This window comes from Pseudomonas sp. MF6751, from assembly GCF_016613265.1.
Lineage (GTDB): Bacteria > Pseudomonadota > Gammaproteobacteria > Pseudomonadales > Pseudomonadaceae > Aquipseudomonas > Aquipseudomonas fluorescens_BV.
On sequence record NZ_JAENSV010000023.1, the window covers coordinates 30,607 to 53,658 of the forward strand.

Sequence of the window (23,052 nt, forward strand, 5' to 3'; positions counted from 1 at the left end):
CGGGTCAGGCAACTCGGCGGGCATAGACCACCGTGGTTGGATGCTAAAGGGCGAAGCTTTCACTAACCTTTCAATCGCCTTTCAATGTTTTCGGGCTTCACAGGCCAGGTTGCGGCTGTAAACTGCCGGGCAAAGCGTGGCGCCGACCACCCCTGAACGAGGTAGAAATCCATGCGTGTTCTCCTGGTTGAAGACCATCTTCAGCTCGCCGAAAGTGTCGCCCAAGCGCTCAAGAGCATGGGTTTGACCGTTGATGTGTTGCATGACGGCGTGGCGGCGGACCTGGCCTTGAGCAGCGAGGAATACGCCGCGGTGATCCTGGACGTAGGGTTGCCGCGCCTGGATGGTTTCGAGGTGCTAGCACGTTTGCGGGCGCGTGGAAAAAACCTGCCGGTGCTGATGCTGACTGCTCGCAGTGATGTAAAAGACCGCGTGCACGGCCTGAACCTGGGCGCCGATGACTACCTGGCCAAACCGTTTGAACTCACGGAGCTTGAAGCACGGGTCAAGGCACTGTTGCGGCGCAGCGTGTTGGGCGGCGAGCGCCAGCAAACCTGCGGTGTGCTGGTGTACGACCTCGACACCCGGCGCTTCACGGTCGCAGGCGAACTGATGACCTTGACCTCCCGAGAACAAGCGGTGCTCGAAGCGTTGATCGCCCGGCCGGGGCGCGTGATGAGCAAGGAACAATTGGCGTCCCAGGTATTCGGCCTGGACGAGGAGGCCAGCCCCGACGCCATCGAAATCTACGTGCATCGCCTGCGCAAGAAGCTCGATGGCCAACCCATCGCCATCGTCACCTTCCGCGGCCTTGGCTATTTGCTGGAAGCCCGTGATGCATAAGCCCAGCAGCCTTCGCTGGCGCTTGCTGTGCAACCTTGCGTTATTGCTGGTGTTGTTGATGCTCGCCAGCGGCATGAGCGCTTATTGGAACGGTCGCGAAGCCGCCGACACCGCTTATGACCGCACGCTGCTGGCCTCGGCACGCACCATTGCCGCCGGCTTGACCCAGGTGGACGGCACACTCAGCGCCAATGTGCCCTATGTGGCCCTGGACACCTTTGCCTACGACAGTGCCGGGCGCATTTATTACCAGGTCAATGATATTGATCAGAAACTGATTTCCGGTTACGAAAACCTGCCTGGCCCGCCGCCGGGCACGCCCCGCACCGACGATTATCCAGCCTTGGCGCGGTTCTACAACGCCATGTACCTGGGCCAGCAGGTGCGCGTGGTGAGCCTGCTCAAGGCCGTCTCGGAGCCGAACATGAATGGCATGGCCGAAGTTCGTGTCGCGGAGACCGACGAAGCCCGGGTGGCCATGGCCCGCAGCCTGATGGCCGATACACTGCTGCGTCTGGGCATGCTCGCCATCGGTGCGTTATTGCTGGTGTGGTTCGCGGTGAGCGCCGCACTGCGCCCGCTGGAACGCCTGCGTACGGCGGTGGAAGAGCGCCAGCCTGATGACCTGCGGCCTCTGCCATTAGTGGAAGTTCAGGATGAGTTCGGCCCGCTGGTGCGCTCTCTCAACCATTTCACCGAACGTCTGCGCGGGCAGTTCGAGCGCCAGGCGCAGTTTATTGCCGACGCTGCCCACGAGCTGCGCACCCCCCTGGCGGCGCTCAAGGCCCGGCTGGAACTGGGCCTGCGTGCCGAAGAACCGGCCACCTGGCGCAGCACCCTGGAAACGGCCGCCCAGGGCACCGACCGCCTGACGCACCTGGCCAATCAATTGTTGTCCCTGGCTCGTATCGAAAACGGTGCACGAGCTATTGCTGAAGGCGGTGCGCAGTTGCTCGATTTAAGCCAATTGGCCCGTGAGCTCGGTATGGCCATGGCGCCGCTGGCCCACGCGCGGGGCGTGGCCCTGGCGCTGGAGGCCGACGAGCCGGTATGGCTGCGCGGCGAACCAACGCTGTTGAATGAGCTGCTCAGCAACCTGGTGGATAACGCCTTGGCCCATACCCCGCCCGGCGGCAATGTGATTTTGCGAGTGACGGCTCCGGCGGTGCTGGAAGTCGAGGATGACGGCCCTGGCATCCCACTGGATGAGCGGGACCGGGTGTTCGAACGCTTTTATCGACGCAGCCAGCAGGGCATGGGGTCGGGCTTGGGGCTGGCGATTGTCGGGGAGATTTGCCGTGCGCACCTGGCGCAGATCAGCCTGCATGATGGCGAACTGGCGGGGCTTAAGGTGCGCGTGAGTTTTATCGCGGGTTGATCAGTAAAACATCGAGCGCGCTTCGTCCAGTTCGCTGCGCAGGGCGTCGCTGTGCAGGTCTATGCGCAACTTCATGAGGGCCGGCAAGGCGGTAATCGGCACGGTTCCCAGGGGGTGGTCGGTGCCGCGGTGGCAGTACAGCGCGGCGACCTGCACCAGGTCGACGTAGTCCAGGCTTGCAGAGTCGCGCGTCAGGTCCAGGTATTGGCCCGGCACGTTCACCAGCATCTCAGGGAAGTCCCAGACCCGCAGCAGCTTGTCCCCCAGCACCGGGTGGATGCTGTCGATGACGTGGTTGAGGCTGACGGGGTCGGCCAGCAGCTCATAGTGATCCTCGGCATACGTGAGGATCGGCAGCACGCCTATCTGATGCACCAAGCCACCCAGGGCCGCCTGGTCTGGCTTGAGCTGGCTGTGGCGACGGCACAAGGCGTAGCTCACGCCCGCCACTTCCAGGCTGCGGCGCCACACGTCGCGCATTTTCTGTTCGACCACTTCGGAGCGGGCGTGAAAGATCTGCTCCATCACCAGGCCGATAGCCAGGTTGCTGCTGTAGTTGGTACCGAGCCGGGTGATGGCGGTGTGCAGGTCGGTGACTTCCTGACTGGCCCGCAGCAACGGGCTGTTGACCACTTTGATCAGGCGCGCCGACAGGGCCGTGTCACGGCTGATCACTTTGCTCAGGTGGCTGATGCTGATGTCCGGGTCTTCGGCGGCCTGGCGAATTTTCAGGGCCACCTCCGGCAATGTCGGCAGAACCAGGTCATCGTTGTCGATGGCCGTTACCAACGCTTGTTGGACTTTTTCCGCCAGCTTGTTCATTCATGCTCTCTAGGGTGCTGCAAAAAGTACGGCGATTAACGCTGGATCTCGCGATCACGGTCCAGTTGGTAGGGCAGGTCAAGCAGGTGCAAGCCCGGGCCCTCCAGGGTTCCCAAGCGCACGTCGCCACTGTCGGCAGCTTCGGCTTGCAGCACGGCGAGAAGTTCAATCGACTGGTCAGCTTTTGCTGCGATGACCACTTCGCCGATCGCGCTGTTATGGCTCGGGGAAAATAACGGAGTGCCTGGCTCAGGAAGTTCGTCGGCCTCCAGGCTCAGGCGATACAGGCGCCGCTTGAGTTTGCCCAGGTACTGCATGCGCGCGACGATTTCCTGGCCGGTGTAGCAGCCTTTCTTGAAGCTGACGCCGCCCACAGCCTGCAGGTTGAGCATCTGCGGAATGAACAGCTCGCGCGTCTGGGGCATCACCTGGCCGATACCGGCACGGATCTGGCCAAGCAGCCAGGCATTCAATTCAGCTTGTTGCAACTGCGCGGCCAATTGGCTACGCACGGCGTCGGCGTGTTCGGCAGGTACCCAGAGTTCGGCACGGCCCGGGGAAACGCGGACGGCAATCAATGCCTCGTTGCGTGCCACGCTGTCGGTCTCGACTGGCAGTTCCAGGCCTAGATCGGTCAAGGCCGCGTCTGCGTTCACCAGGCCGAAGCGCGCCCAGGCAGCGCTTTCGTCGGTGAGCTTGGATTTGGAGAACACCGCGTACTTTTTCAGATCCGCCAACTGCGGCTCAAGCAACTCGGTGGCCATGGCCAGGAGTACGCCATCACCCTGCAGCAGGATGCGGAAGCTCGACTGCATCCGGCCTTTTTGCGTGCAGCGCGCGCCCAGGCTGGCCTGGGTATCACTCAGGTAATTGAGGTTGCAGGTCAGTTGGCCCTGCAGGAACTTGGCAGCATCAGAGCCGCGGACGGCGAGAACGCCTTCGTGGGACAGGGAGCAGAAAAAAGCGGAGTCAGCCATGGGTCATCGCAGGTCAAAAAGTCATGGGTGCATCATAGAGGGGCGTCCGGCAAATGCATAGTTTCCATATAGGGCGACCAAAGCCGACTGTTCCAGTGTCGTCGGGGCTGTATACTTGCGCTCTATTTTAGGAGGGCTCCATGGTCGAAGATGTAGAAATCAATCGCCTCTACTGGCACAGCCGTCGCGGCATGCTGGAGCTGGATGTGTTGCTGGTGCCTTTCACCAAAGAGGTATACGCGACGCTCAATCAGGTGGACCGCGACCTCTACGTCAGGTTGCTCGAGTGCGAAGACCAGGACATGTTTGGCTGGTTCATGGAGCGCGCCGAATCCGAAGACCCGGAGCTGCAGCGCATGGTTCGGATGATCCTGGATCGTGTCCAGCCCAAGTAATCGTTTCGAATGCCGCTGGCAGGCCTCACGGCTGTTGCTGGCGGCCTATGTCCTTGCCCAGCTGGTCGCGCTGAGCAGCCTGCTGGCTCTCGACCTGCCTTATTCAAGCCTTGGCATCCTGCTATGCCTGGCTCATTGTGCCTGGGTATTGCCGCGGCAAATCCTGCTCACTCACCGTTCGTCGATTCGTGGCCTGCGCCGTGACGACGATGGCTGGCAGTTATGGAGCGCCGCGCGCGGGTGGCACCCTGTGCAACTGCGGCCCGACAGCCTGGCGTTGCCGCTGATCGTGGTGTTGCGTTACCGGGTGCAGGGTGAGTGGCGGGTGCGGTCAATCTGCGTGCCAAAGGATGCGCAGGCGGCCGATGTGCACCGGCGCCTGCGGGTACGCCTGAAGTTCAGCCGCCGTAGGTGGTTGGCACCAGGATAGTGTCCCGGGCTTCGGGCAGCATCTGTGGGTAGTCGAGGGTGTAATGCAGGCCGCGGCTTTCCTTTCGCTCCATGGCCGACCGGATCATCAGCTCGGCCACTTGGGCCAGGTTGCGCAACTCGATCAGGTCGCGGCTGACCTTATAATTGCTGTAGAACTCGACCCTGTGAGGCTAAACCCAATGGATACAGGGGTTTCAGCCGATGACCGTCAACCACCGCTCCCAAAGTGGGACAAACCTGTTACAAACTGCGCTCGCCAAGCCATACCACTATCGCCGGTCTGGTCGCTATTACCTTCGCCTTCGCCCGCAAGGAACCGTTAAGGGCTTCTTCACGCTGTCACTCAGGACCACCGACAAGGCCACCGCAATGACCATCTCAGACGACATCCTTTCGACCCTCAAGGCCTACCACTTGGACAACCCAGAGGCGTCATGGGATGAACTGCGCGCGCGCCTGACTGACTTCGCTGAGTACAACTTGACGATGGCACACGGTGACAGCTCACTGGTCGCTTACGAGATGATCAACGATGAGCATCACTTGGCGTTGCGTAAGGCGTCCGCAACGTTGCCTCTGAGTGTGAATCAGCAGCGGGCAGTCAGTAAGGCCCTTGAGATCCTTGAGGCCTCTCAGGAGCGTATGCGGGGCCGTTCAGGGAAGCTGGTCGAGATCGTTAAGGACCTCAACGATGAACCTTGTGGCACGCCTGAAGCCCTCTTTCTCTCCCAATCTGTAAATGCTTCTCCGGGTCTGACCTTTAAGTCTCTCTCTGCGCTCTACATGGAGGAACGCAAGGACAGCATTCAGGCCAGCACCATGCGGGACGTGAAGTCATCGTGTGAGGCCATCGGTGCGGTCCTTGGTGACTTGGACATGAAGAGCCACACACGGGAGGAGATGAAGGGCCTACGGGACAAGCTCCTTGAGGACCGTAAACCGTCGACGGTTAAGAAGCTGCTGACCCGGCTATCGACGGTCATGGATTGGGCTGTGAATAACGGCTATCTCGACAAGAGTTTCGACAAGGGTCTGAAGCCGACTAAGGGCGCTGACAGTTCGCGTGAGGCGCTCTCTCAGGCTCAGGTAAAGGCTCTGATGACCCATGCTAATTCTCTACCAGTGGACGCATGGCAGCGCTGGGCGTTGTCCCTTGGTGCGATCACTGGGACCCGTATTGAGGAACTGAGGCAATTGACCAAAGCTGACGTTAAGCAGGTCGGGGAAGTGTGGGTCATCGACATTAATAGGAACGATGGCAAGACAGCCAAGACCAAGAATGCTCTGCGTGTCATACCGCTAACTGACGGGGCCTATGGGTTCGACCTTAAGGCGTTCCTTGAGTTTGTCAGGAAGGCCGACTCTCGGCTGTTCACCTTGGGAGCTGGTCAGTTCTCGAACGTGCTTAATGGGGCGCTACGGGATGTCTTGAGCTTGAAAGCTGATCGGACCCAGACCTTCCACTCGTTGCGTCACTCTCTGGCCGGTGCCCTGAAGGCCGCTGAGGTGCCTGTGGGGACCGCTGAGTCCATCTTGGGGCACGCCTCGGGGTCGATCAGTTATGACCTGTACGGGGCTGGGAGTGCGGTTGAGGTAAAACGAATGGCCGAAGCTCTGATTGAGGCATTATCAGAAGGCTGATTCGAGGGTCGCTGGCGTTCGATCTGTACGGAGGCAATGCGAGCGCCTCAATGGTGCTTATGGTGTGCGGGCTTCAGGAGATTCGCTGGGTATGTGGTAGCCTTCAGCCATTACGGGTTGAAAGGAATCCATTGCAAATGGGCCTAATGAGTTTTTTTAAGAGGCGGAGCGAGCCAGCGCCGAAGGTTTACCCTGTGAGTAGTCCAGCGGTGACAGACCTTGTAGCTGATGTGTGCTCGGCGCTCAAGGCGCAGTACCAGTTACTCTGCGGTGGTGAAGATAGAGGAAATCCTCCATTAGTTCACTGGACCAACGACGGAAAACCGATTATTGATCTTTGGCTGATGGGCTATATAAGTGGTTTTTATGATGCAGCCAGTCAAAGTCGAGGCTGTCCATTCGAGCTTAATGCGCTGGAGCTTATTTTTTGCGTGTTCTATGGTGAAGAAGATGCAAGCGCGGCGGTGGCGCAATATCACGTAGTGCGCATGGCACTTAAGTCAGATTCGGAAGCGGCGAAGCTCTTCGGCTTTGATGAGTTCGAGGAAGGTATGCTTTCTGGAGGTAACGAGCTATTCGAGTGGCTGAGCAAAAAAATTCAGTGTCCGCTAAAAGTTTACAAACGGTATAGCGGGATGGCTTAGATTTAGTTTGTGCTCTGAGCGCTATTCCTTATCGGTACCACGGTCCGAAGCGATTTGGAGCTGGGTGAAGCAGCAGGTGAGTCCGTCGATCAGCGAACTGCGTCTTACAGGGCGGAGTGGTCGGAGACAGCGTAGCCAGTTGTAGCGTGTGGCTTAACTAACAAGTTGGCAGCACGTTCGACGAAGATTTAAAAACCCTCACCCAAAGAGGGACAGGCTAAATCAGCGTTGCTTTCCTTTCAAGATGCCGCAAGGTCACCTCAAGGTGGCCCTCTGCGGGCAAGGCGTGTACGTCCAGTGACTGGCGCTACCTCTCATAGGTAGCCCTATATCCAAGACCCCACGACCACCAAGCAGAGCCCTAACGGGACCTCTGGGACCAGCATCAGGTCCACTGTAGCGATTCTGTCTGACCACTCCGTGTGGAATGACCCTTGATAGGTTTGGGCCTCCTATCACTGATCGCACAGTATAAAGGGGCCTTTTAACTTAAAGACCTCTATAAGATGACTATAAGTTTAAGTCTTATTAGTTTAATTCTATAAAGAATAAAAACTTAAAGAGAATACTCTTAGAGTTACCTTAAGGTAGCTCATTAAGATCTTGGGTCTACCTTCGGTGTCGTGGTAACCGAACTGTGACCGTAACGGCTCGTTGGGTCTCCAGTATGACCAGATTAAAAATCCTCACAAGAACAGGGCAGACTGCTTAGCTAAGCGGTCGCTCTGAATTCCTCTACGTCCGTCGCTGGGCTTACTTCAACGTCAAGTCTTTCTGAATGCTTCTTGAGCCATGGTCGATGCCCGTAGTGGGGCCTTGACGGTCGGCCTGTGGGAGCGAACTCAGGGAGCATTCAAAAGGAGTCCACTACTATGTTTAACGGTATCAAAGAAATCACCATGACCACCGTCGAGATTGCCGCAATGACTGGCAAGCGTCACGACAACGTACTTCGAGATGCACAAGGGCTTTGCCTCGCTGTCGTTCCGTCATGACCAAGAAGGCGACGTATGGAAGATCCTTGCGAGCCGTAATGTTGGCGTACAGGGCTGGGACTTTGAGGTGAGCGGTGTGGCTGACGTAATGGCTCAGGCCAAGGTCAAGATCAAGCTGGCAAACCCAGCGGACCCTACTGAGAAACTTCAGGTCGAGACCGTAGACTTTCCGCTGATCACCCGTGTGGTCGTCAAGCCGTAACACCCGCTGTATCCATGAGGTCCGTAATGGGCCTCATGGGCGAGCTGTTTAGTTGCTATGCTTGGGCATCGACCATGTTACGGCAAGGCCAGCCATGAGTTTTACTCTCTGTTATACCTACAAGGACAAACGGGTGGTTACGAAGATACAAGTCGATCACCTGACCCCATATGCAGCCGTTTGCTTTGCCCTGCTCCAGTCAGGGGCCACCAACGACTCAAGTGGTGGAGGCTGGCCTAAATCCTATGAGGGCATCCTTGAGATTGCCACTCAATACGGTCTCACAAACCTGACGGTTCACCGATCCCTTAACTCTTAGGACAACTTCATGGACACGTTTAGCGCGGCCTACGGGCCTGCGTTGGTGTCCATGTGGCCTTCTGGCTGTATGGGTGCCTCAAGGGCACCTCATGAGGATCTGGCACAAAAATCTGAGTGACCACCTGTAACTACTAACCTGCGCGCTTACCCCCATAGGCCCTCGCATGCTCGCTCAGGCGCACGATAAGGACCCTTGCGGGCAGGTGATAAGGACCTCAGCGTTGGGACAAATGTGCGCCAAAGCTGTTACAAACTGGGGCCCCATGGTGCTACGCTATGGCTCCTAACGTGCCTCATTTGTCGGGTGTAAGGATCGTATCCTTCGCCTCTGGCAGCAGCTCTGGATAGTCCAACGTGTAGTGCAGACCCCGAGATTCCTTACGTTTCATGGCAGACCTGATCATCAGTTCCGCTACTTGAGCAAGGTTCCTCAATTCAATCAGGTCTCTGCTTACGCGATAGTTGCTGTAGAACTCGTCGATCTCATCCAGCAGCAATCGCACCCGATGTTGCGCCCGTTGCAGGCGTTTGTTGGTGCGCACGATGCCCACATAGTCCCACATGAAGCGCCGCAGCTCGTCCCAGTTGTGGGCGATGATCACATCCTCGTCCGAATCGGTGACCTGGCTCGCGTCCCAGCGGGGCAGGGCGGCCGGTACCGGGATGCGCGGCAGTTGCTCAAGAATGTCCGCTGCCGCCGAGCGCGCATACACGAAGCATTCAAGCAATGAATTGCTGGCCATGCGGTTGGCGCCGTGCAGGCCTGTGAAGCTGGTTTCGCCGATGGCATACAGGCCCGGCACGTCGGTGCGGCCATGCTGATCGACCATCACGCCACCGCAGGTGTAGTGCGCGGCCGGTACCACGGGGATCGGGCCCTTGGTGATGTCGATATTGAAGGTCAGGCAGCGTTCGTAGACGGTCGGGAAGTGGGTCTTGATGAAGGCTTCGGGCTTGTGGCTGATGTCCAGGTACACGCAGTCGATACCCAGGCGCTTCATTTCGTGGTCGATGGCGCGGGCGACGATATCGCGTGGTGCCAGTTCGGCGCGTGGGTCGAAGCGCTGCATGAAGCGTTCGCCATTGGGCAGCTTCAAATGTGCGCCTTCGCCGCGCAGGGCTTCGGTGATCAGGAAGCTCTTGGCCTGCGGGTGGTACAGGCACGTGGGGTGGAATTGGTTGAACTCCAGGTTGGCGACCCGGCAGCCCGAGCGCCAGGCCATCGCAATGCCGTCGCCGCAGGCACCGTCGGGGTTGCTGGTATAGAGGTAGACCTTGGCGGCGCCGCCCGAGGCGAGAATGGTGAAGCGTGCGCCGTAGGTATCGACTTCACCGCTGGTGCGGTTGAGTACGTAGGCGCCCAGGCAGCGTTCGCCCGGCAGGCCCAAGCGTTTTTCGGTGATCAGGTCGACGGCGACGCGCTGCTCCAGCAATTGGATATTTGGACGTTGGCGGGCCCGGTCGAGCAGGGTCTTGAAAATCGCGGCCCCCGTGGCATCGGCAGCGTGAATGATTCGGCGATGGCTGTGGCCGCCTTCGCGGGTCAGGTGGAACTCAAAGCCACCGTCGTCGCTGCCGGCATGTTCATCGCGGGTGAAGGGCACACCTTGGTCGATCAACCATTGGATGGCTTCCCGGCTGTGCTCGACTGTGAAGCGCACGGCGTCTTCGTTGCACAGGCCACCGCCGGCGTTAAGGGTGTCTTCGACGTGGGATTGCACGGTGTCTGTGTCGTCCAGCACCGCAGCAACGCCGCCCTGGGCCCAGAAGGTCGAGCCGTTGGCCAGGTCGCCTTTGCTCAAAACCGCTATACGCAAATGGCTGGGCAGGGTCAGGGCCAGGCTCAAGCCGGCGGCGCCGCTGCCGATTACGAGGACATCGTGTTGAAACTGTTGGCTCATTTGACGGATTCCGCAAAAAGCGATCCAAAGGGGGGCGCAAACAGGACGCCTGGATCGGCGAATCAAAGGGTCACACGGGCCACTAGTATATAGAGGGGTGGAGCGGCACAATAGCCACGCCTTCGTGGCATTGTGAGATTATGCTGCGCAGCTTTGGGAAACGGCCGGTTGGCGGGACGGGAACTTTTTGCATAAGCCCCGACTCAATAGCAGGTTGCCCGAAAGCTGGGAAAACGTTGAGTTTATTGGCCCGTCGGGAGCATTGGACGCGTCACGAAACCGGCGACAAGATTATTCGCGCAGCCGGCACCGACCGTGCTGCGTTTTTCGTGTGTGCCAAATCAGTGCATGCCGGAAACTTGCTTGAAGGGGGAGAACTTTTGCGAAAAGCCCGAGTCTATGTTTGCAAGCCTGATCGTTTAGTTATGCAAGCCTCCTTCAAGTACAACGAGGAGTGTTCATGCTAACCCAGGAAGAGGATCAGCAGCTGGTCGAGCGCGTACAGCGCGGTGATAAGCGAGCATTTGATCTGCTAGTGCTGAAATACCAGCACAAAATTCTCGGGTTGATCGTGCGGTTTGTGCACGACACCCATGAAGCGCAGGACGTTGCGCAGGAAGCCTTTATCAAGGCTTACCGTGCACTTGGAAATTTCCGCGGTGACAGTGCGTTTTACACGTGGCTATACCGCATCGCCATCAACACGGCGAAAAACTATCTGGTGTCACGCGGTCGCCGCCCACCAGACAGTGATGTCAGTTCGGAAGATGCTGAATTCTACGATGGTGATCACGGCCTCAAAGATCTCGAGTCGCCGGAGCGTGCATTGCTGCGCGACGAGATCGAAGGCACCGTCCATCGCACTATTCAGCAACTGCCAGAAGATTTGCGTACGGCGTTAACTTTACGTGAATTCGATGGTCTGAGTTACGAAGACATTGCGAGCGTCATGCAATGTCCGGTGGGGACTGTGAGGTCGCGGATTTTCCGGGCCCGGGAAGCCATCGACAAAGCCTTGCAACCGTTGTTGCAGGAAAACTAAAGACAGCGGCGACAGCCAAGAGAGGAACCGCCATGAGTCGTGATGCCCTGCAGGAATCGCTGTCCGCAGTGATGGATAACGAAGCGGATGAACTGGAACTTCGTCGAGTGCTCAACGCATTTGATGACGCCGAAACCCGTGATACCTGGTCTCGTTACCAAGTCGCTCGGGCGGTGATGCACAAGGATCTCCTAATCCCTCGTCTGGATATTGCTGCGGCCGTTTCTGCTGCACTGGCTGATGAAGCCGTTCCGGCAAAAGCCTCGCGTGGTCCGTGGCGCAGCCTGGGTCGTCTGGCAGTGGCCGCTTCGGTGACCGTTGCTGTATTGGCAGGTGTTCGCCTGTACAACCAGGACGAGATCGCAGGCAACGAGCTGGCCCAACAGACTCAGCAACCGGTCATGGCCGGTCCGCAAGTCAAAGGTCCGGCCGTGCTGGCTGGCTACAACGAAAGCACTGATACCACCGGCCCTATGGCTAATGGTGTACTTCAGGGGCAATCCGGCTGGCAGGATCAGCGCCTTCCAGGCTACCTGCGTCAACATGCGCAGGAATCGGCTGCCAAAGGCACTGACAGCGCTCTGCCATACGCTCGTGCAGCAAGCCAGGAAAACCGCTGATTCGCTAAGGAGCCCTATGCGCGCCATACCGCTCCTTACGCTTTTGCTCAGTAGTTGGTTTGCACTATCCGCCCATGCCGATGAAGCCCAAGACTGGCTGACTCGACTTGGGCGTGCAGAGCAGCAGCAAAGCTTTGAAGGTACGTTTGTCTACGAACGTAACGGCAGTTTTTCTACCCATGACATCTGGCACCGTGTCCAGAATGGTCATGTCCGTGAACGCTTGTTGCAACTTGACGGCTCCGCCCAGGAAGCGGCCAGGGTTGATGGTCGGGCACAATGTGTCAGTGGCACATTGGCGGCTGGTCTCGGTCAGTCACCTGAGGCACCCTCGCGTATTCTTGATCCAAAAAAACTCACTTTATTCTATGACCTGGCCGTTATTGGCAAATCGCGCGTGGCCGGTCGTCATGCGGTGATTGTGTCGATCAGCCCGCGTGATCCCTACCGTTATGGGTTTGAATTACACCTGGACCGTGAAACTGCGCTGCCGCTTAAATCCTTGCTGCTGAATGACCAAGGGCAGTTGTTGGAGCGTTTTCAGTTCACCCGTCTGGATGCTTCGGCCATTCCTTCTGACCAGGACTTGCAGCCCAGTGGCGACTGTTCGCCGGTAACGATGTCCGCCGCTAAAGCACCTGATCTGTCTGCGACGCAAAGGTGGCATCTGGACTGGCTACCGCCTGGTTTCCAACAGATCAGCAGCGCTACGCGCAAAGATGCCCAAACGAAATCTACCGTCGACAGCCTGATGTATGACGATGGGCTCGCGCGTTTTTCGGTGTTTCTTGAGTCAGCCAACGGCGCTGATGTGAATGAAACCCGCGCTCAGCTTGGGCCGACCGTGGCAGTATCCCGGCGTTTGAATACGGTAGATGGCGAAATGATGGTCACGGTGGTGGGCGAAATTCCCATCGGCACAGCTGAACGTATCGCGTTGTCGGTGCGTGGTGAAAAGGCCGCCGCCAAGCCCTGAGATTGTTAATCTTATGTTCATCCTGGTCTATCAATCTGGGCCCGAATTTCGTTGGGTGCTGGGCGTATGAAATCTCTGGATCAGCATTTTCACTTGCAAAAACTTCCCATGTTTTTTATAGGTCAGGGTTTGATGGCTCTGGCCTTGTTTGTTCGCGGAACAAAAATGCCGCTCGCAGTATCCGGCGTTTATTGAACCCTGTCGCTTAACCCTGCTCGTCGTAACGGGAGCTGTATGTCGATACCACGTTTGAAGTCTTACTTATCCATAGTCGCCACAGTGCTGGTGCTGGGCCAGGCCTTACCTGCGCAAGCGGTCGAGCTGCCTGACTTCACCCAGCTGGTGGAGCAGGCCTCGCCTGCCGTGGTGAACATCAGTACCACGCAGAAGCTGCCGGATCGCAAAGTCTCGAACCAGCAGATGCCCGACCTGGAAGGCTTGCCGCCCATGTTGCGCGAGTTCTTCGAACGCGGGATGCCGCAACCTCGCTCTCCTCGTGGCGGCGGTGGCCAGCGCGAAGCCCAGTCCCTGGGCTCCGGCTTCATCATTTCGCCTGACGGTTACATCCTCACCAACAACCACGTGATTGCCGATGCCGACGAGATTCTCGTGCGCCTGGCGGACCGCAGTGAACTCAAGGCCAAGCTGATTGGCACCGATCCACGTTCCGACGTGGCTTTGCTCAAAATCGATGGCAAGGACTTGCCGGTGCTTAAACTGGGTAAGTCCCAAGACCTGAAGGCCGGTCAGTGGGTGGTCGCGATCGGTTCTCCGTTCGGCTTTGACCACACCGTTACCCAAGGCATCGTCAGCGCCATCGGTCGCAGCCTGCCAAACGAAAACTACGTGCCGTTCATCCAGACCGACGTGCCGATCAACCCGGGCAACTCCGGTGGCCCGCTGTTCAACCTGGCCGGCGAAGTGGTGGGGATCAACTCGCAGATCTACACCCGCTCCGGTGGCTTCATGGGCGTGTCCTTCGCGATCCCGATCGATGTAGCCATGGACGTCTCCAATCAGCTCAAAAGCGGCGGCAAGGTCAGCCGCGGCTGGTTGGGCGTGGTAATCCAGGAAGTGAACAAGGACCTGGCTGAGTCCTTCGGTCTCGACAAGCCGGCCGGTGCCCTGGTGGCGCAGATTCAGGACAATGGCCCTGCGGCCAAAGGCGGCCTGAAAGTCGGTGACGTCATCCTGAGCATGAACGGCCAGCCGATCATCATGTCGGCGGACTTGCCACACTTGGTCGGCGCACTCAAGGCCGGCGGCAAAGCCAAGCTGGAAGTGATTCGTGACGGCAAGCGCCAGAACGTCGAACTGACCGTTGGGGCAATTCCGGAAGAAGGCGCGACCCTGGACGCCCTGGGCAACGCCAAGCCAGGCGCCGAGCGCAGCAGTAACCGCTTGGGTATCGCCGTCGTTGAACTGACCGCCGAGCAGAAGAAAACCTTCGACCTGCAAAGCGGTGTAGTGATCAAGGAAGTTCAGGACGGCCCAGCCGCCTTGATCGGCCTGCAACCGGGTGACGTGATCACCCACTTGAACAACCAGGCAATCGATACCACCAAGGAATTCGCCGACATCGCCAAGGCGTTGCCGAAGAATCGCTCGGTGTCGATGCGCGTCCTGCGTCAAGGCCGTGCCAGCTTCATCACCTTCAAACTGGCCGAGTAATCCGCTAGACCTATAAAAAAGCCCCGCTGCCGGTTAACGGCAGCGGGGCTTTTTTGTGGGCGGCGGGTTCAGCTCATCATGCCTTTCACCAAGCGCTCCTGCTCGATCAGCTCACGCTGACGGGCGTCGATGCGTGAGGACAACGGGAAGTTATTGCCGGCGCGCCGCTTGGCGAAGTCCAACTGCTGGATGGCTTGCTGGAAATCCCCCACCAATGCGAAATATTCGGCGCGAGCCTGATGCAGGCCAATGATGTTGCCGGACAAGCCGCGAGTCTCGGCGACCTGATACCACACGTCCGGATCGTCCGGTCGCGACTTGAGCAGCCCATCCAGTGCCTTTTCTGCATCGGCGGTACGGTTCTGTTTAAGCAGCAGGTCTACCCGCACCTGGTTCAGCGGATAGTTGCTGGGGTACTGGGTGAGCATGCGGTCGGTACGTTGCTGCGCATCCGGCATGCGGTTACTGGTGATGTCCAGTTCGATTTGGGCCAGGTTGTAGGTAATGTCGTTGGGCGCCTTGGCCAACAGCGGCGCCAGGCTTTCCCGCGCTTCCTTGAGTTGAGTACCCTTGATCTGAGCGATGGCCAGGCCATAACGCGCTACGTCATTTTTAGGGTTCTCATCCAGCTGCGCCTGGAAGCGCTTGGCGGCCAGACCTGGTGTGTCTTCGTACTTGAGCTGCACCCGTGCGCGAATCAGTTGGTAGCGCAGGCTGTCTTCCTTGCCGCCAGGTTTGGCTTGTTCGGCGCGGTTGCGGGTGTCGGCGATACGCGATTCGGTCACGGGGTGAGTCAGCAGGAACTCCGGTGGCTTGGCGTCGAAGCGGTATTGGCGCATAAGCCGTTCGAACATCGTGGGCATGGAGCGCGGGTCGTATCCGGCTTTCTCCAGGTTGAGGATGCCGATGCGGTCGGCCTCTTGCTCGTTCTGGCGAGAGAAGCGGCGCTGTTCCTGGATCGCGGCGGCTTGTGAGCCGGCAATCGCGGCGATACCGGCATCGCCGGCACCCGCAGCGGCGGCGATAATGCCGCCAAGCAGGGCGGCCATCATCGGCAGTTGCATGCGTGATTGCGCTTCCACGCCTCGGGCAAAGTGACGCTGAGACAAGTGCGCCAGTTCGTGGGCCATTACCGACGCGTATTCGCCTTCGGTCTGTGCATTGAGAAACAGGCCGCCGTTGACCCCGACGATCCCACCGGGAGCCGCAAAGGCGTTGAGCTGTGGGCTGTTGATCAGGATGAATTCCAGGCGCCGGTCATTGACCTGGCTGGTCTCCACCAGCTTGTACACGCTGGTTTCAACGTAATCCTTGAGTTGCGGATCATTGAGTTGCGAAACCTGGCCGCGCAGGTAAGCAAGCCAGGCGCGGCCCAGTTGGTATTCCTGTTGCGGCGAGACTATGGCAGAGCTGGCGTCACCAAGTGACGGCAGGTCGTCAGCAAAGGCCGGGGAGGCCAGCAGGCAGGCCAGCGTCAGCAGGGTAGGGCGCAAAAAAGTCATGCACAAAGCCTTTCGACAAAGAGCTTACTGTAGCCGGACACTGAGCTTGGGACCAGATATTCTAAGCGGCCCGAATGTTTGCCTGGAGTAGCACCATGACCGACGCTGTAGCCTGTGACGCCGAACTCGACGCCAGCGGTCTTAACTGCCCTTTGCCGTTGCTCAAGGCCAAGCTGGAACTCAATAAAATGGCCAGCGGTGCCGTGCTCAAGGTGACTGCCACCGACGCCGGCTCCCAGCGTGATTTTCGCACCTTTGCCAAGCTGGCCGGCCACACCCTGGAGCATGAAGACGCCGCCGAGGGTGTGTACCGTTATTGGTTGCGCAAGGCCTGACGGCCTTGTCGACGCAGAATCAGGCCTTATTCAGCGCCTGCGCTGCCGCCAACACTGCATCAACATGCCCCGGCACTTTCACGCCGCGCCATTCCTGACGCAGCACGCCTTGGCTGTCGATCAGGAATGTGCTGCGATCCACACCCAGGTATTCCTTGCCATACAGCTTCTTCAACTTGATCACATCAAACAGCTGGCAGACCGCTTCGTCCTTATCGCTGATCAGCTCGAAAGGAAATGCCTGTTTGCCCTTGAAGTTCTCGTGGGACTTCACGCTGTCACGCGACACGCCGAACACTTCGGTATTGGCGGCCTTGAATGCGGCGTACTGGTCACGAAAGCCTTGGCCTTCGGTAGTGCAGCCTGGGGTGCTGTCCTTCGGGTAAAAGTAGATCACCACTTGCTTGCCCTTGAGGGCCGCGAGGCTGAAGGTCTGGCCGCTGGTGGCCTGGGCCTCGAAATCGGCCACGGGTGTGTCGATGGCTACCGGCATAGAGAGGTACTTCCTTACATGGGGTTCTGTGGGCGCCATGGTTCGATCAAGGCGTCGAGGTTCAGGGCATCGGCGAAATCGAGGAACTGGTCGCGCAGCCAACTGATCTGTACGCCGGCCGGCAAGGTCACGGTAAAGGTGGCATTGAGCATGGTGCCGCCGGTTTGTGGCGCCTGGTAGGTGTCACAGGTCAGGTTTTCCAGCTCGACGTTATGGTCGATAAAGAACTGGCACAGCTCGTTGACGATGTCCGAACGGTAGGCCGAGCTGACATAGGCTACGTAAGGCAGGGCCTGGGGACGGTTTTCCAGAGCGGCGCTGCGTACCACGTTGACGGTGAAATCATGCTTCTTGGCCAGGCCCGGCAGGCCGGTTTCCAGGCGCGCCAAGGCATCCCAGGAGCCAGAAATCTGCAGGACCAGCGCACTGCACTCGCCATGGCGGGTCAGGCGGGAGGTCACGACGGCGCAGCGGTTCTCATGGCTGGCGCGGCACAGGACGTTGGTCAGCTCCATGGGGTTGGCGCCGAGGGCACTGATAACAAGGAATTGTTCGCGAACTGTGGGGGTGGACATGCAGCCTTCCTAAAGCGATGAGCGGTCGATACCGTGTGGGCTGTATCGATCAAAGGATCAAGGGTAGCGAAAAGCGTCGCCAAGGGCTAGGAGGTGGCGTTTTCATTGCGTGATCAGCCGGCTTCGGGCGGTCCTTTGGCCCGATGATGTCATTGCCCGACGTTTAGTTGCGCCAGAACGCATCCTCACGCGGTACTTCGCTTGTACAAGCATCTTGGCGCCAGTACCATTACGGCTCTCTTTTTCCGGCAGGAGCGGTTGCATGATTGCGGGCAGTATGGTGGCACTGGTCACACCCATGGATGCACAAGGTCGTCTCGACTGGGACAGCCTGGGCAAACTGGTGGACTTCCACCTGCAAGAGGGCACCAACGCCATTGTGGCGGTCGGCACCACAGGTGAATCGGCCACCCTCGATGTGGAAGAACACATCCAGGTGATCGAGTTCGTGGTCAAGCGCGTAGCAGGCCGCATTGCCGTGATCGCCGGTACGGGCGCCAACTCGACGCGTGAAGCGATCGAGCTGACCAAAAACGCCAAGAAGGCCGGCGCCGACGCTTGCCTGCTGGTTACCCCGTACTACAACAAGCCGACCCAGGAAGGCTTGTACCAGCACTTCAAAGCTATCGCCGAAGCCGTGCAGATCCCGCAGATCCTCTACAACGTACCGGGTCGCACTGCGTGCGACATGAAGGCCGAGACCGTGATCCGCCTGTCCACCGTGCCGAACATCATCGGCATCAAGGAGGCCACTGGCGACCTGCAACGCGCCAAGGACATCCTGGCCGGCGTGAGCAGCGACTTCCTGGTTTATTCCGGTGACGACGCCACCGCTGTCGAGCTGATCCTGCTGGGTGGCAAGGGCAATATCTCCGTGACCGCCAACGTGGCCCCGCGCGCCATGAGCGATATGTGTGCCGCCGCCATCGCGGGCGATGCAGCCACCGCTCGCGCCATCCACGAAAAGCTGATGCCGCTCAACAAGACACTGTTTATCGAATCCAATCCTATTCCCGTGAAGTGGGCGCTGTTTGAGATGGGCCTGATGCCGGACGGTATCCGTCTGCCGCTCACCCCCCTCAGCGAAGCCTGTCACGAACCGCTGCGACAGGCCCTGCGCCAGTCCGGCGTCCTGGTTTAATTGAGGAAGCACTACGCATGAAGCGATTGGCCGGACTTTCCGCACTTGCCTTGATTATCTCCAGCACCAGTGGCTGCGGTTGGGTATGGGGCCCGGAAGGCTACTTCCGTGACCGCGGCAGCGATTACCTGGAAGCGCAAGCAACCAAACCGATGCAACTGCCGCCTGATGTCAATGTCGCCAAGCGCCTTGACCCATTGTTGCCGATTCCACGCAACGTCGCCGACGACACGGTCAAGGGTGAGTACGTAGTGCCGCGCCCACAGCCGATTATGGCCGTGGCCGATGCCAGCGACTACAGCCTGCAGAAAAGCGGCGACAACCGCTGGATCGTGGCTCAGCGTCCGCCTGCCGAAGTCTGGCCGGTGGCGGTGCAGTTCTTCCAGGACAACGGTTTCCGCCTCGACCAGCAACGTCCGCAGACCGGTGAGTTCACCACCGCATGGCAGCAAGGTCGCGAGCTGTCCGCCAACATGGCCCAGCGCCTGCTGGCGGGCGGTGTAGCCGCCGACAGCGAAGCCCGTGTGCGTGTGCGCATCGAGCCCGGCGTGCAGCGCAATACCAGCGAAGTCTATGTAGTCAGCGCCGAGCGGCCTGCCGGCAGCACGGCTGACGTCGACTTCACGCCGCGCTCGGTTAACACCGGCGTCGACGCCGCGCTGGTCGACGAGATGCTGGCCAGCATGAGCCGTATCTCCGAGAAGGGCGGTTCCGTTTCCCTGCTCGCCGCCCGTGATTACGACACCCCTAGCCGCGTCAGCCTCACCGAAGACGGCAGCGGTAACGTCGTGCTGAACCTGGGTGAAGACCTCGACCGTGCCTGGGCCAGTGTTGGCCGTGCGTTGGAGCAGGGCCCTTGGCGCGTTGAAGACATCAACCGCAGCCTGGGCCTGTACTACATCAACGTGGCTGAAAAGGCCGAGAAGAAAGACGATGAGCCAGGTTTCTTCGGCAAATTGTTCGGCAGCGCGCCGACCAAGGAAGAGATCGAAACCCGTGCCGAGCGTTATCAGGTTCGTTTGAGCAAGGTGGGTGAAAGCGTGCAAGTCACCGTCGAGAAGAACATCAACACCGTCGCGCCAGCTGAAACAGCGCGCAAAGTGTTGGGCGTGATTCAAGACAACCTGGGCTGATCCGATGCGTTTTGCCGTTCTCGGCAGCGGTAGCCAAGGGAACGGTACGCTGGTCGCCCATGATGACACGTACGTGCTGGTCGATTGTGGTTTCTCCCTGCGGGAAACCGAGCGGCGCCTGTTGCGCCTGGGGGTTCACCCCACGCAACTGAGCGCGATTCTGGTAACCCACGAACATGCCGACCATGTGCATGGCGTGGGTTTGCTGTCTCGGCGCTACAATCTGCCGGTGTACTTGAGTCGCGGCACGTTGCGCGGGATGCGCAAACCCATTGAGCCGGCAGGTTTTCTGGCCGGTGGCGAGCAACTGCAAATCGGTGCCCTGAGCATCAATGTCGTCGCGGTGGCCCACGATGCCCAGGAGCCCACGCAATACGTATTCAGTGACGGCCAGCGGCGTTTCGGCGTGCTGACCGACCTGGGTTCCTATTGCGCCAGGGTGCTGGACGGATACCGGGACCTCGATGCCTTGATGATCGAGTCCAACCACTGCAGGGATCTACTGGCACGCGGTCACTACCCTTACTTTCTCAAGCAACGGGTGGGCGGCGAGCTGGGACATTTGAACAACCACCAGGCCGCATACCTGGTGTATGAGTTGGGCTGGCAAGACCTGCAACACCTGGTCCTGGCTCACCTCAGCAGCAAGAACAACCTGCCGACGCTTGCCCGGCAATGTTTTGTCGACACCCTCGGGTGCGACCCGGACTGGCTGCAACTGGCCGATCAAGATTCAGGGCTCGACTGGCGACACATCGCCTAGCCCACCTTACTCAAAGCGGAGCCCATCATGGAAAAACGTGAAGAACTCTACCGCGGCAAAGCCAAGTCGGTATACAAGACCGACGACGCCAACCGCTTGATCCTGCTGTTTCGCAACGACACGTCGGCGTTCGACGGCAAGCGCATCGAACAGCTGGATCGCAAAGGCATGGTGAACAACAAGTTCAACGCCTTCATCATGCAGAAACTCGAAGCGGCCGGTATCCCGACCCAATTCGACAAACTGCTGGGCGACAACGAGTGCCTGGTCAAGAAGCTCGACATGATCCCGGTCGAATGCGTCGTGCGTAACTACGCCGCCGGCAGCCTGGTCAAGCGTTTGGGCGTGGAAGAGGGCCTCAAGCTCAACCCTTACACCTTCGAACTGTTCCTGAAGGACGACGCCAAGGGCGACCCGTTCATCAACGAATCCCACGTCGTGGCGTTTGGCTGGGGCACCGCTGAGCAACTGGCGCGCATGAAGGAGTTGTCCCTCAAGGTCAACGACGTGCTGAGCAAGCTGTTCGACGACGCTGGCCTGTTGCTGGTGGACTTCAAGCTGGAGTTCGGCGTATTCCACGACGGATCCATCGTCCTGGGCGACGAATTCAGCCCGGATGGCTGCCGCCTGTGGGACAAGGACACCAAGAAGAAGATGGACAAAGACCGCTTCCGCCAGGGCCTCGGTGACGTGATCGAAGCCTACGAAGAAGTCGCCAAGCGCCTCGGCGTACCGCTGTAATCGACGCAAGCATCTGATAGCACGGAAAAAAATCGCTTCGGCGCTTTGCATCCATCAATCATGCTGTTATGATGCGCGCCGTTGGAGAGATGCCAGAGTGGCCGAATGGGACGGATTCGAAATCCGTTGTACCTTCACCGGTACCTAGGGTTCGAATCCCTATCTCTCCGCCATTACATAGAAAAAGCCCCGTAGCTGAATAAGCTGCGGGGCTTTTTCGTTTCCAGCCGTTATTAACGGCTGCTTCAGGGATTTATTGTAGTCCCGCCTAGCGCTGTTCAAGGCGCTCAGACGCTTTGCGATAAGCTTGATCACGCTCACGTTTATCAACGGCGACCACGAACACCGTAATTTCCTGATCGATCACTTGATACACCAGCCTGTACCCGCTACTACGCAGTTTGATCTTGTAGCAGTACGCAGGCTATGGAGGCGATTAGCTTCAATACGTGGGTTGTTCAGGATTTCGACTAGCTTCTTTTTGAGTTGCTGACGGAGGGTGTCTCCGAGTTTTTGCCATTCCTTCAATGCACGCGCATCAAAATCAAGGCTATAGGTCATCCAAAGAAACCCTCACGCGTTGAGGCGATGCAAGACGCTCACGTACGGTCGCCATCAAGGCTTCATCCTCTTCAGTCATCAGCACAGGCTTAAATGGCAACTGGCCGCGCTCGGCAACATATTGCAGCGCCTGGCGTATTAGTTCGGAAGGGGTGACACCGAGCTTCTCCAGCTCCAGGTAGGCGCGAGTTTTCAGGTCGTCATCGATACGGATGTTGATAGATGCCAAGGGATAGCTCCTTGTGTAATGACGTTGGTCATTACATTGGAGCAATCGGGTTTCATTGGCAAGTTTGTCTGGACATACGGCAGTCGCTCTCATCTGTTGATCCTACTTTTTGGCCGTCGGCTTCGCCGGGCGCTTTTTATCGGTTTCTTTCACCGTTTCCCTTGGTCTTTTCTTCGCCTCTTGCTCGGTTACGTATTCACCTGTGACCGCATCGCGATATCTCGTTGGCATATCAGCACCCTTGACAGTATGTCGCCACGGCGGCGACTTTTTGAGACTAGCTCGCAGGCTTATGCGCACAAGGTTCCCTGTGGGCATTCTGGTTACCAAGCTTTTCCGAAACAGGTGCTTACGTTATGCGGGTTCGGCGGTTTTCGAGCAGGGTTGCGTTGGCTGGGGTAGGGCGCTGACCTTCCGCCGTCGCCCTCATGGCGACCGGTTTTGACAGGCCGAATAACGTGCGATCTCTGTGCATCCCCAAACTGGTTCCAGGCGTCTGTCTGTGCCCATTTGTTATGACGGCTGTGCGTGGGGCATCTTCGGGTGCGCCGGGTTTCCACGTTTCCGGTCTGTCAACCCGCGTACAGCTCATCCGCCCTTCAAACCGCCTATCAATGCGCCGAAGATCCTGACAGCACGCAGTCGCCCGTGATCATGGCCCTGGCTCAATTGATCGAGAACGCGCAAGCCTTGGTGGATGCTGTCCTCGAGCGTGATTT

The 23,052-nt window shown here is 58.7% G+C and carries 23 protein-coding genes, 1 tRNA gene and 2 pseudogenes; 17 read left to right on the top strand and 9 right to left on the bottom strand.

The genetic code is table 11. The annotated features are described in order from the left end of the window. The first annotated feature begins 171 nt into the window (after positions 1-171). Both JJD66_RS18465 and JJD66_RS18470 read left to right on the top strand, forming a co-directional pair. Positions 172-843, top strand: coding sequence for a response regulator (locus JJD66_RS18465; RefSeq protein ID WP_014717358.1), 672 nt, complete (start codon positions 172-174; stop codon positions 841-843). Further along, positions 836-2,221 carry a sensor histidine kinase gene (locus JJD66_RS18470; protein WP_105226105.1) on the top strand — a complete coding sequence of 462 codons (1,386 nt, stop codon included), beginning with the start codon at positions 836-838 and terminating at the stop codon, positions 2,219-2,221. The genes JJD66_RS18465 and JJD66_RS18470 overlap by 8 nt, the downstream gene beginning before the upstream one ends. On the opposite strand, the gene JJD66_RS18475 is transcribed toward JJD66_RS18470, so the two are convergent. Both JJD66_RS18475 and ygfZ read right to left on the bottom strand, forming a co-directional pair. Further along, positions 2,222-3,043 carry an HDOD domain-containing protein gene (locus JJD66_RS18475; RefSeq protein WP_034126564.1) on the bottom strand — a complete coding sequence of 274 codons (822 nt, stop codon included), beginning with the start codon at positions 3,041-3,043 and terminating at the stop codon, positions 2,222-2,224. Between the two features lie 35 nt (positions 3,044-3,078). Beyond that, positions 3,079-4,020 (bottom strand): CAF17-like 4Fe-4S cluster assembly/insertion protein YgfZ, encoded by a 942-nt coding sequence (ygfZ, locus tag JJD66_RS18480; protein ID WP_200648722.1) that lies wholly within the window; start codon positions 4,018-4,020, stop codon positions 3,079-3,081. A 140-nt stretch (positions 4,021-4,160) separates the two neighbouring features. On the opposite strand from ygfZ, the gene JJD66_RS18485 reads away from it, so the two are divergent. Both JJD66_RS18485 and JJD66_RS18490 read left to right on the top strand, forming a co-directional pair. Then, a complete protein-coding gene (locus tag JJD66_RS18485; RefSeq protein WP_003189444.1) occupies positions 4,161-4,415 on the top strand; it encodes an FAD assembly factor SdhE in 255 nt (84 codons plus the stop codon). Further along, entirely contained in the window at positions 4,399-4,845 is a 447-nt protein-coding gene (locus JJD66_RS18490; RefSeq protein WP_105226108.1) for a protein YgfX, read from the top strand. The genes JJD66_RS18485 and JJD66_RS18490 overlap by 17 nt, the downstream gene beginning before the upstream one ends. Here JJD66_RS18490 and JJD66_RS18495 read toward each other — a convergent pair. After that, positions 4,814-5,005: pseudogene (locus JJD66_RS18495) on the bottom strand (L-aspartate oxidase); the annotation flags it as partial. The gene JJD66_RS18490 and the pseudogene JJD66_RS18495 overlap by 32 nt on opposite strands. A 43-nt stretch (positions 5,006-5,048) precedes the next feature. Between JJD66_RS18495 and JJD66_RS18500 the strand changes: the two are divergent. The 3 genes from JJD66_RS18500 to JJD66_RS18510 all read left to right on the top strand — a co-directional run bounded on the left by JJD66_RS18500 (position 5,049) and on the right by JJD66_RS18510 (position 8,329). Continuing rightward, positions 5,049-6,488, top strand: a complete 1,440-nt coding sequence (locus tag JJD66_RS18500; protein WP_012273935.1) for a tyrosine-type recombinase/integrase — start codon at positions 5,049-5,051, stop codon at positions 6,486-6,488. Positions 6,489-6,682: 194 nt separating this feature from the next. Then, entirely contained in the window at positions 6,683-7,132 is a 450-nt protein-coding gene (locus tag JJD66_RS18505) for a hypothetical protein (protein WP_131672185.1), read from the top strand. Positions 7,133-8,089: 957 nt separating this feature from the next. Next, positions 8,090-8,329, top strand: a complete 240-nt coding sequence (locus JJD66_RS18510) for a hypothetical protein (RefSeq protein WP_012273933.1) — start codon at positions 8,090-8,092, stop codon at positions 8,327-8,329. 614 nt (positions 8,330-8,943) lie between these two features. On the opposite strand, the gene nadB is transcribed toward JJD66_RS18510, so the two are convergent. Beyond that, the gene (gene nadB / locus JJD66_RS18515; RefSeq protein ID WP_200648723.1) at positions 8,944-10,551 is read right to left on the bottom strand and encodes an L-aspartate oxidase; all 1,608 of its coding nucleotides are present in this window, start codon (positions 10,549-10,551) and stop codon (positions 8,944-8,946) included. A 460-nt stretch (positions 10,552-11,011) separates the two neighbouring features. Between nadB and rpoE the strand changes: the two genes are divergently transcribed. From rpoE to JJD66_RS18535, 4 genes are all read left to right on the top strand, one after another. Then, the gene (gene rpoE, locus JJD66_RS18520; RefSeq protein ID WP_003172477.1) at positions 11,012-11,593 is read left to right on the top strand and encodes an RNA polymerase sigma factor RpoE; all 582 of its coding nucleotides are present in this window, start codon (positions 11,012-11,014) and stop codon (positions 11,591-11,593) included. A gap of 32 nt (positions 11,594-11,625) precedes the next feature. After that, entirely contained in the window at positions 11,626-12,213 is a 588-nt protein-coding gene (locus tag JJD66_RS18525; RefSeq protein ID WP_200648724.1) for a sigma-E factor negative regulatory protein, read from the top strand. 16 nt (positions 12,214-12,229) lie between these two features. Next, on the top strand, positions 12,230-13,189 hold the full coding sequence (locus JJD66_RS18530) for a MucB/RseB C-terminal domain-containing protein (protein WP_200648725.1): 960 nt from the start codon (positions 12,230-12,232) through the stop codon (positions 13,187-13,189). 234 nt (positions 13,190-13,423) lie between these two features. After that, a complete protein-coding gene (locus JJD66_RS18535) occupies positions 13,424-14,860 on the top strand; it encodes a DegQ family serine endoprotease (RefSeq protein ID WP_014717365.1) in 1,437 nt (478 codons plus the stop codon). Positions 14,861-14,928: 68 nt separating this feature from the next. Here JJD66_RS18535 and JJD66_RS18540 read toward each other — a convergent pair whose 3' ends face one another. After that, on the bottom strand, positions 14,929-16,362 hold the full coding sequence (locus tag JJD66_RS18540; protein WP_105226110.1) for a M48 family metalloprotease: 1,434 nt from the start codon (positions 16,360-16,362) through the stop codon (positions 14,929-14,931). Between the two features lie 95 nt (positions 16,363-16,457). Here JJD66_RS18540 and JJD66_RS18545 point away from each other — a divergent pair, with 95 nt between their 5' ends. After that, on the top strand, positions 16,458-16,697 hold the full coding sequence (locus JJD66_RS18545; RefSeq protein WP_014717366.1) for a sulfurtransferase TusA family protein: 240 nt from the start codon (positions 16,458-16,460) through the stop codon (positions 16,695-16,697). Positions 16,698-16,716: 19 nt separating this feature from the next. Here JJD66_RS18545 and JJD66_RS18550 read toward each other — a convergent pair whose 3' ends face one another. Together JJD66_RS18550 and JJD66_RS18555 are read right to left on the bottom strand one after the other, a co-directional pair. Then, a complete protein-coding gene (locus tag JJD66_RS18550) occupies positions 16,717-17,190 on the bottom strand; it encodes a peroxiredoxin (protein WP_057701165.1) in 474 nt (157 codons plus the stop codon). Between the two features lie 14 nt (positions 17,191-17,204). Beyond that, on the bottom strand, positions 17,205-17,765 hold the full coding sequence (locus tag JJD66_RS18555) for a glycine cleavage system protein R (protein ID WP_003189463.1): 561 nt from the start codon (positions 17,763-17,765) through the stop codon (positions 17,205-17,207). Positions 17,766-18,027: 262 nt separating this feature from the next. Here JJD66_RS18555 and dapA point away from each other — a divergent pair, with 262 nt between their 5' ends. The 5 genes from dapA to JJD66_RS18580 all read left to right on the top strand — a co-directional run bounded on the left by dapA (position 18,028) and on the right by JJD66_RS18580 (position 21,716). Then, positions 18,028-18,906, top strand: coding sequence for a 4-hydroxy-tetrahydrodipicolinate synthase (gene dapA / locus JJD66_RS18560; RefSeq protein WP_096143723.1), 879 nt, complete (start codon positions 18,028-18,030; stop codon positions 18,904-18,906). Positions 18,907-18,923: 17 nt separating this feature from the next. After that, positions 18,924-20,039: an outer membrane protein assembly factor BamC gene (gene bamC / locus JJD66_RS18565; RefSeq protein ID WP_032892980.1), complete on the top strand. Its 1,116-nt coding sequence runs from the start codon at positions 18,924-18,926 to the stop codon at positions 20,037-20,039. Between the two features lie 4 nt (positions 20,040-20,043). Continuing rightward, positions 20,044-20,802, top strand: coding sequence for an MBL fold metallo-hydrolase (locus JJD66_RS18570; protein ID WP_054897606.1), 759 nt, complete (start codon positions 20,044-20,046; stop codon positions 20,800-20,802). 27 nt (positions 20,803-20,829) lie between these two features. Beyond that, a complete protein-coding gene (gene purC, locus JJD66_RS18575; RefSeq protein ID WP_027604309.1) occupies positions 20,830-21,543 on the top strand; it encodes a phosphoribosylaminoimidazolesuccinocarboxamide synthase in 714 nt (237 codons plus the stop codon). An 83-nt stretch (positions 21,544-21,626) separates the two neighbouring features. Continuing rightward, positions 21,627-21,716, top strand: a tRNA-Ser gene (locus JJD66_RS18580). A gap of 95 nt (positions 21,717-21,811) precedes the next feature. Here the strand turns inward: JJD66_RS18580 and JJD66_RS18585 are convergent. Continuing rightward, positions 21,812-22,104 (bottom strand): annotated as a pseudogene (locus tag JJD66_RS18585) (type II toxin-antitoxin system RelE family toxin). Next, positions 22,094-22,333 carry a type II toxin-antitoxin system RelB/DinJ family antitoxin gene (locus JJD66_RS18590; RefSeq protein WP_020301039.1) on the bottom strand — a complete coding sequence of 80 codons (240 nt, stop codon included), beginning with the start codon at positions 22,331-22,333 and terminating at the stop codon, positions 22,094-22,096. The pseudogene JJD66_RS18585 and the gene JJD66_RS18590 overlap by 11 nt, the downstream one beginning before the upstream one ends. Positions 22,334-23,052: the final 719 nt, after the last annotated feature.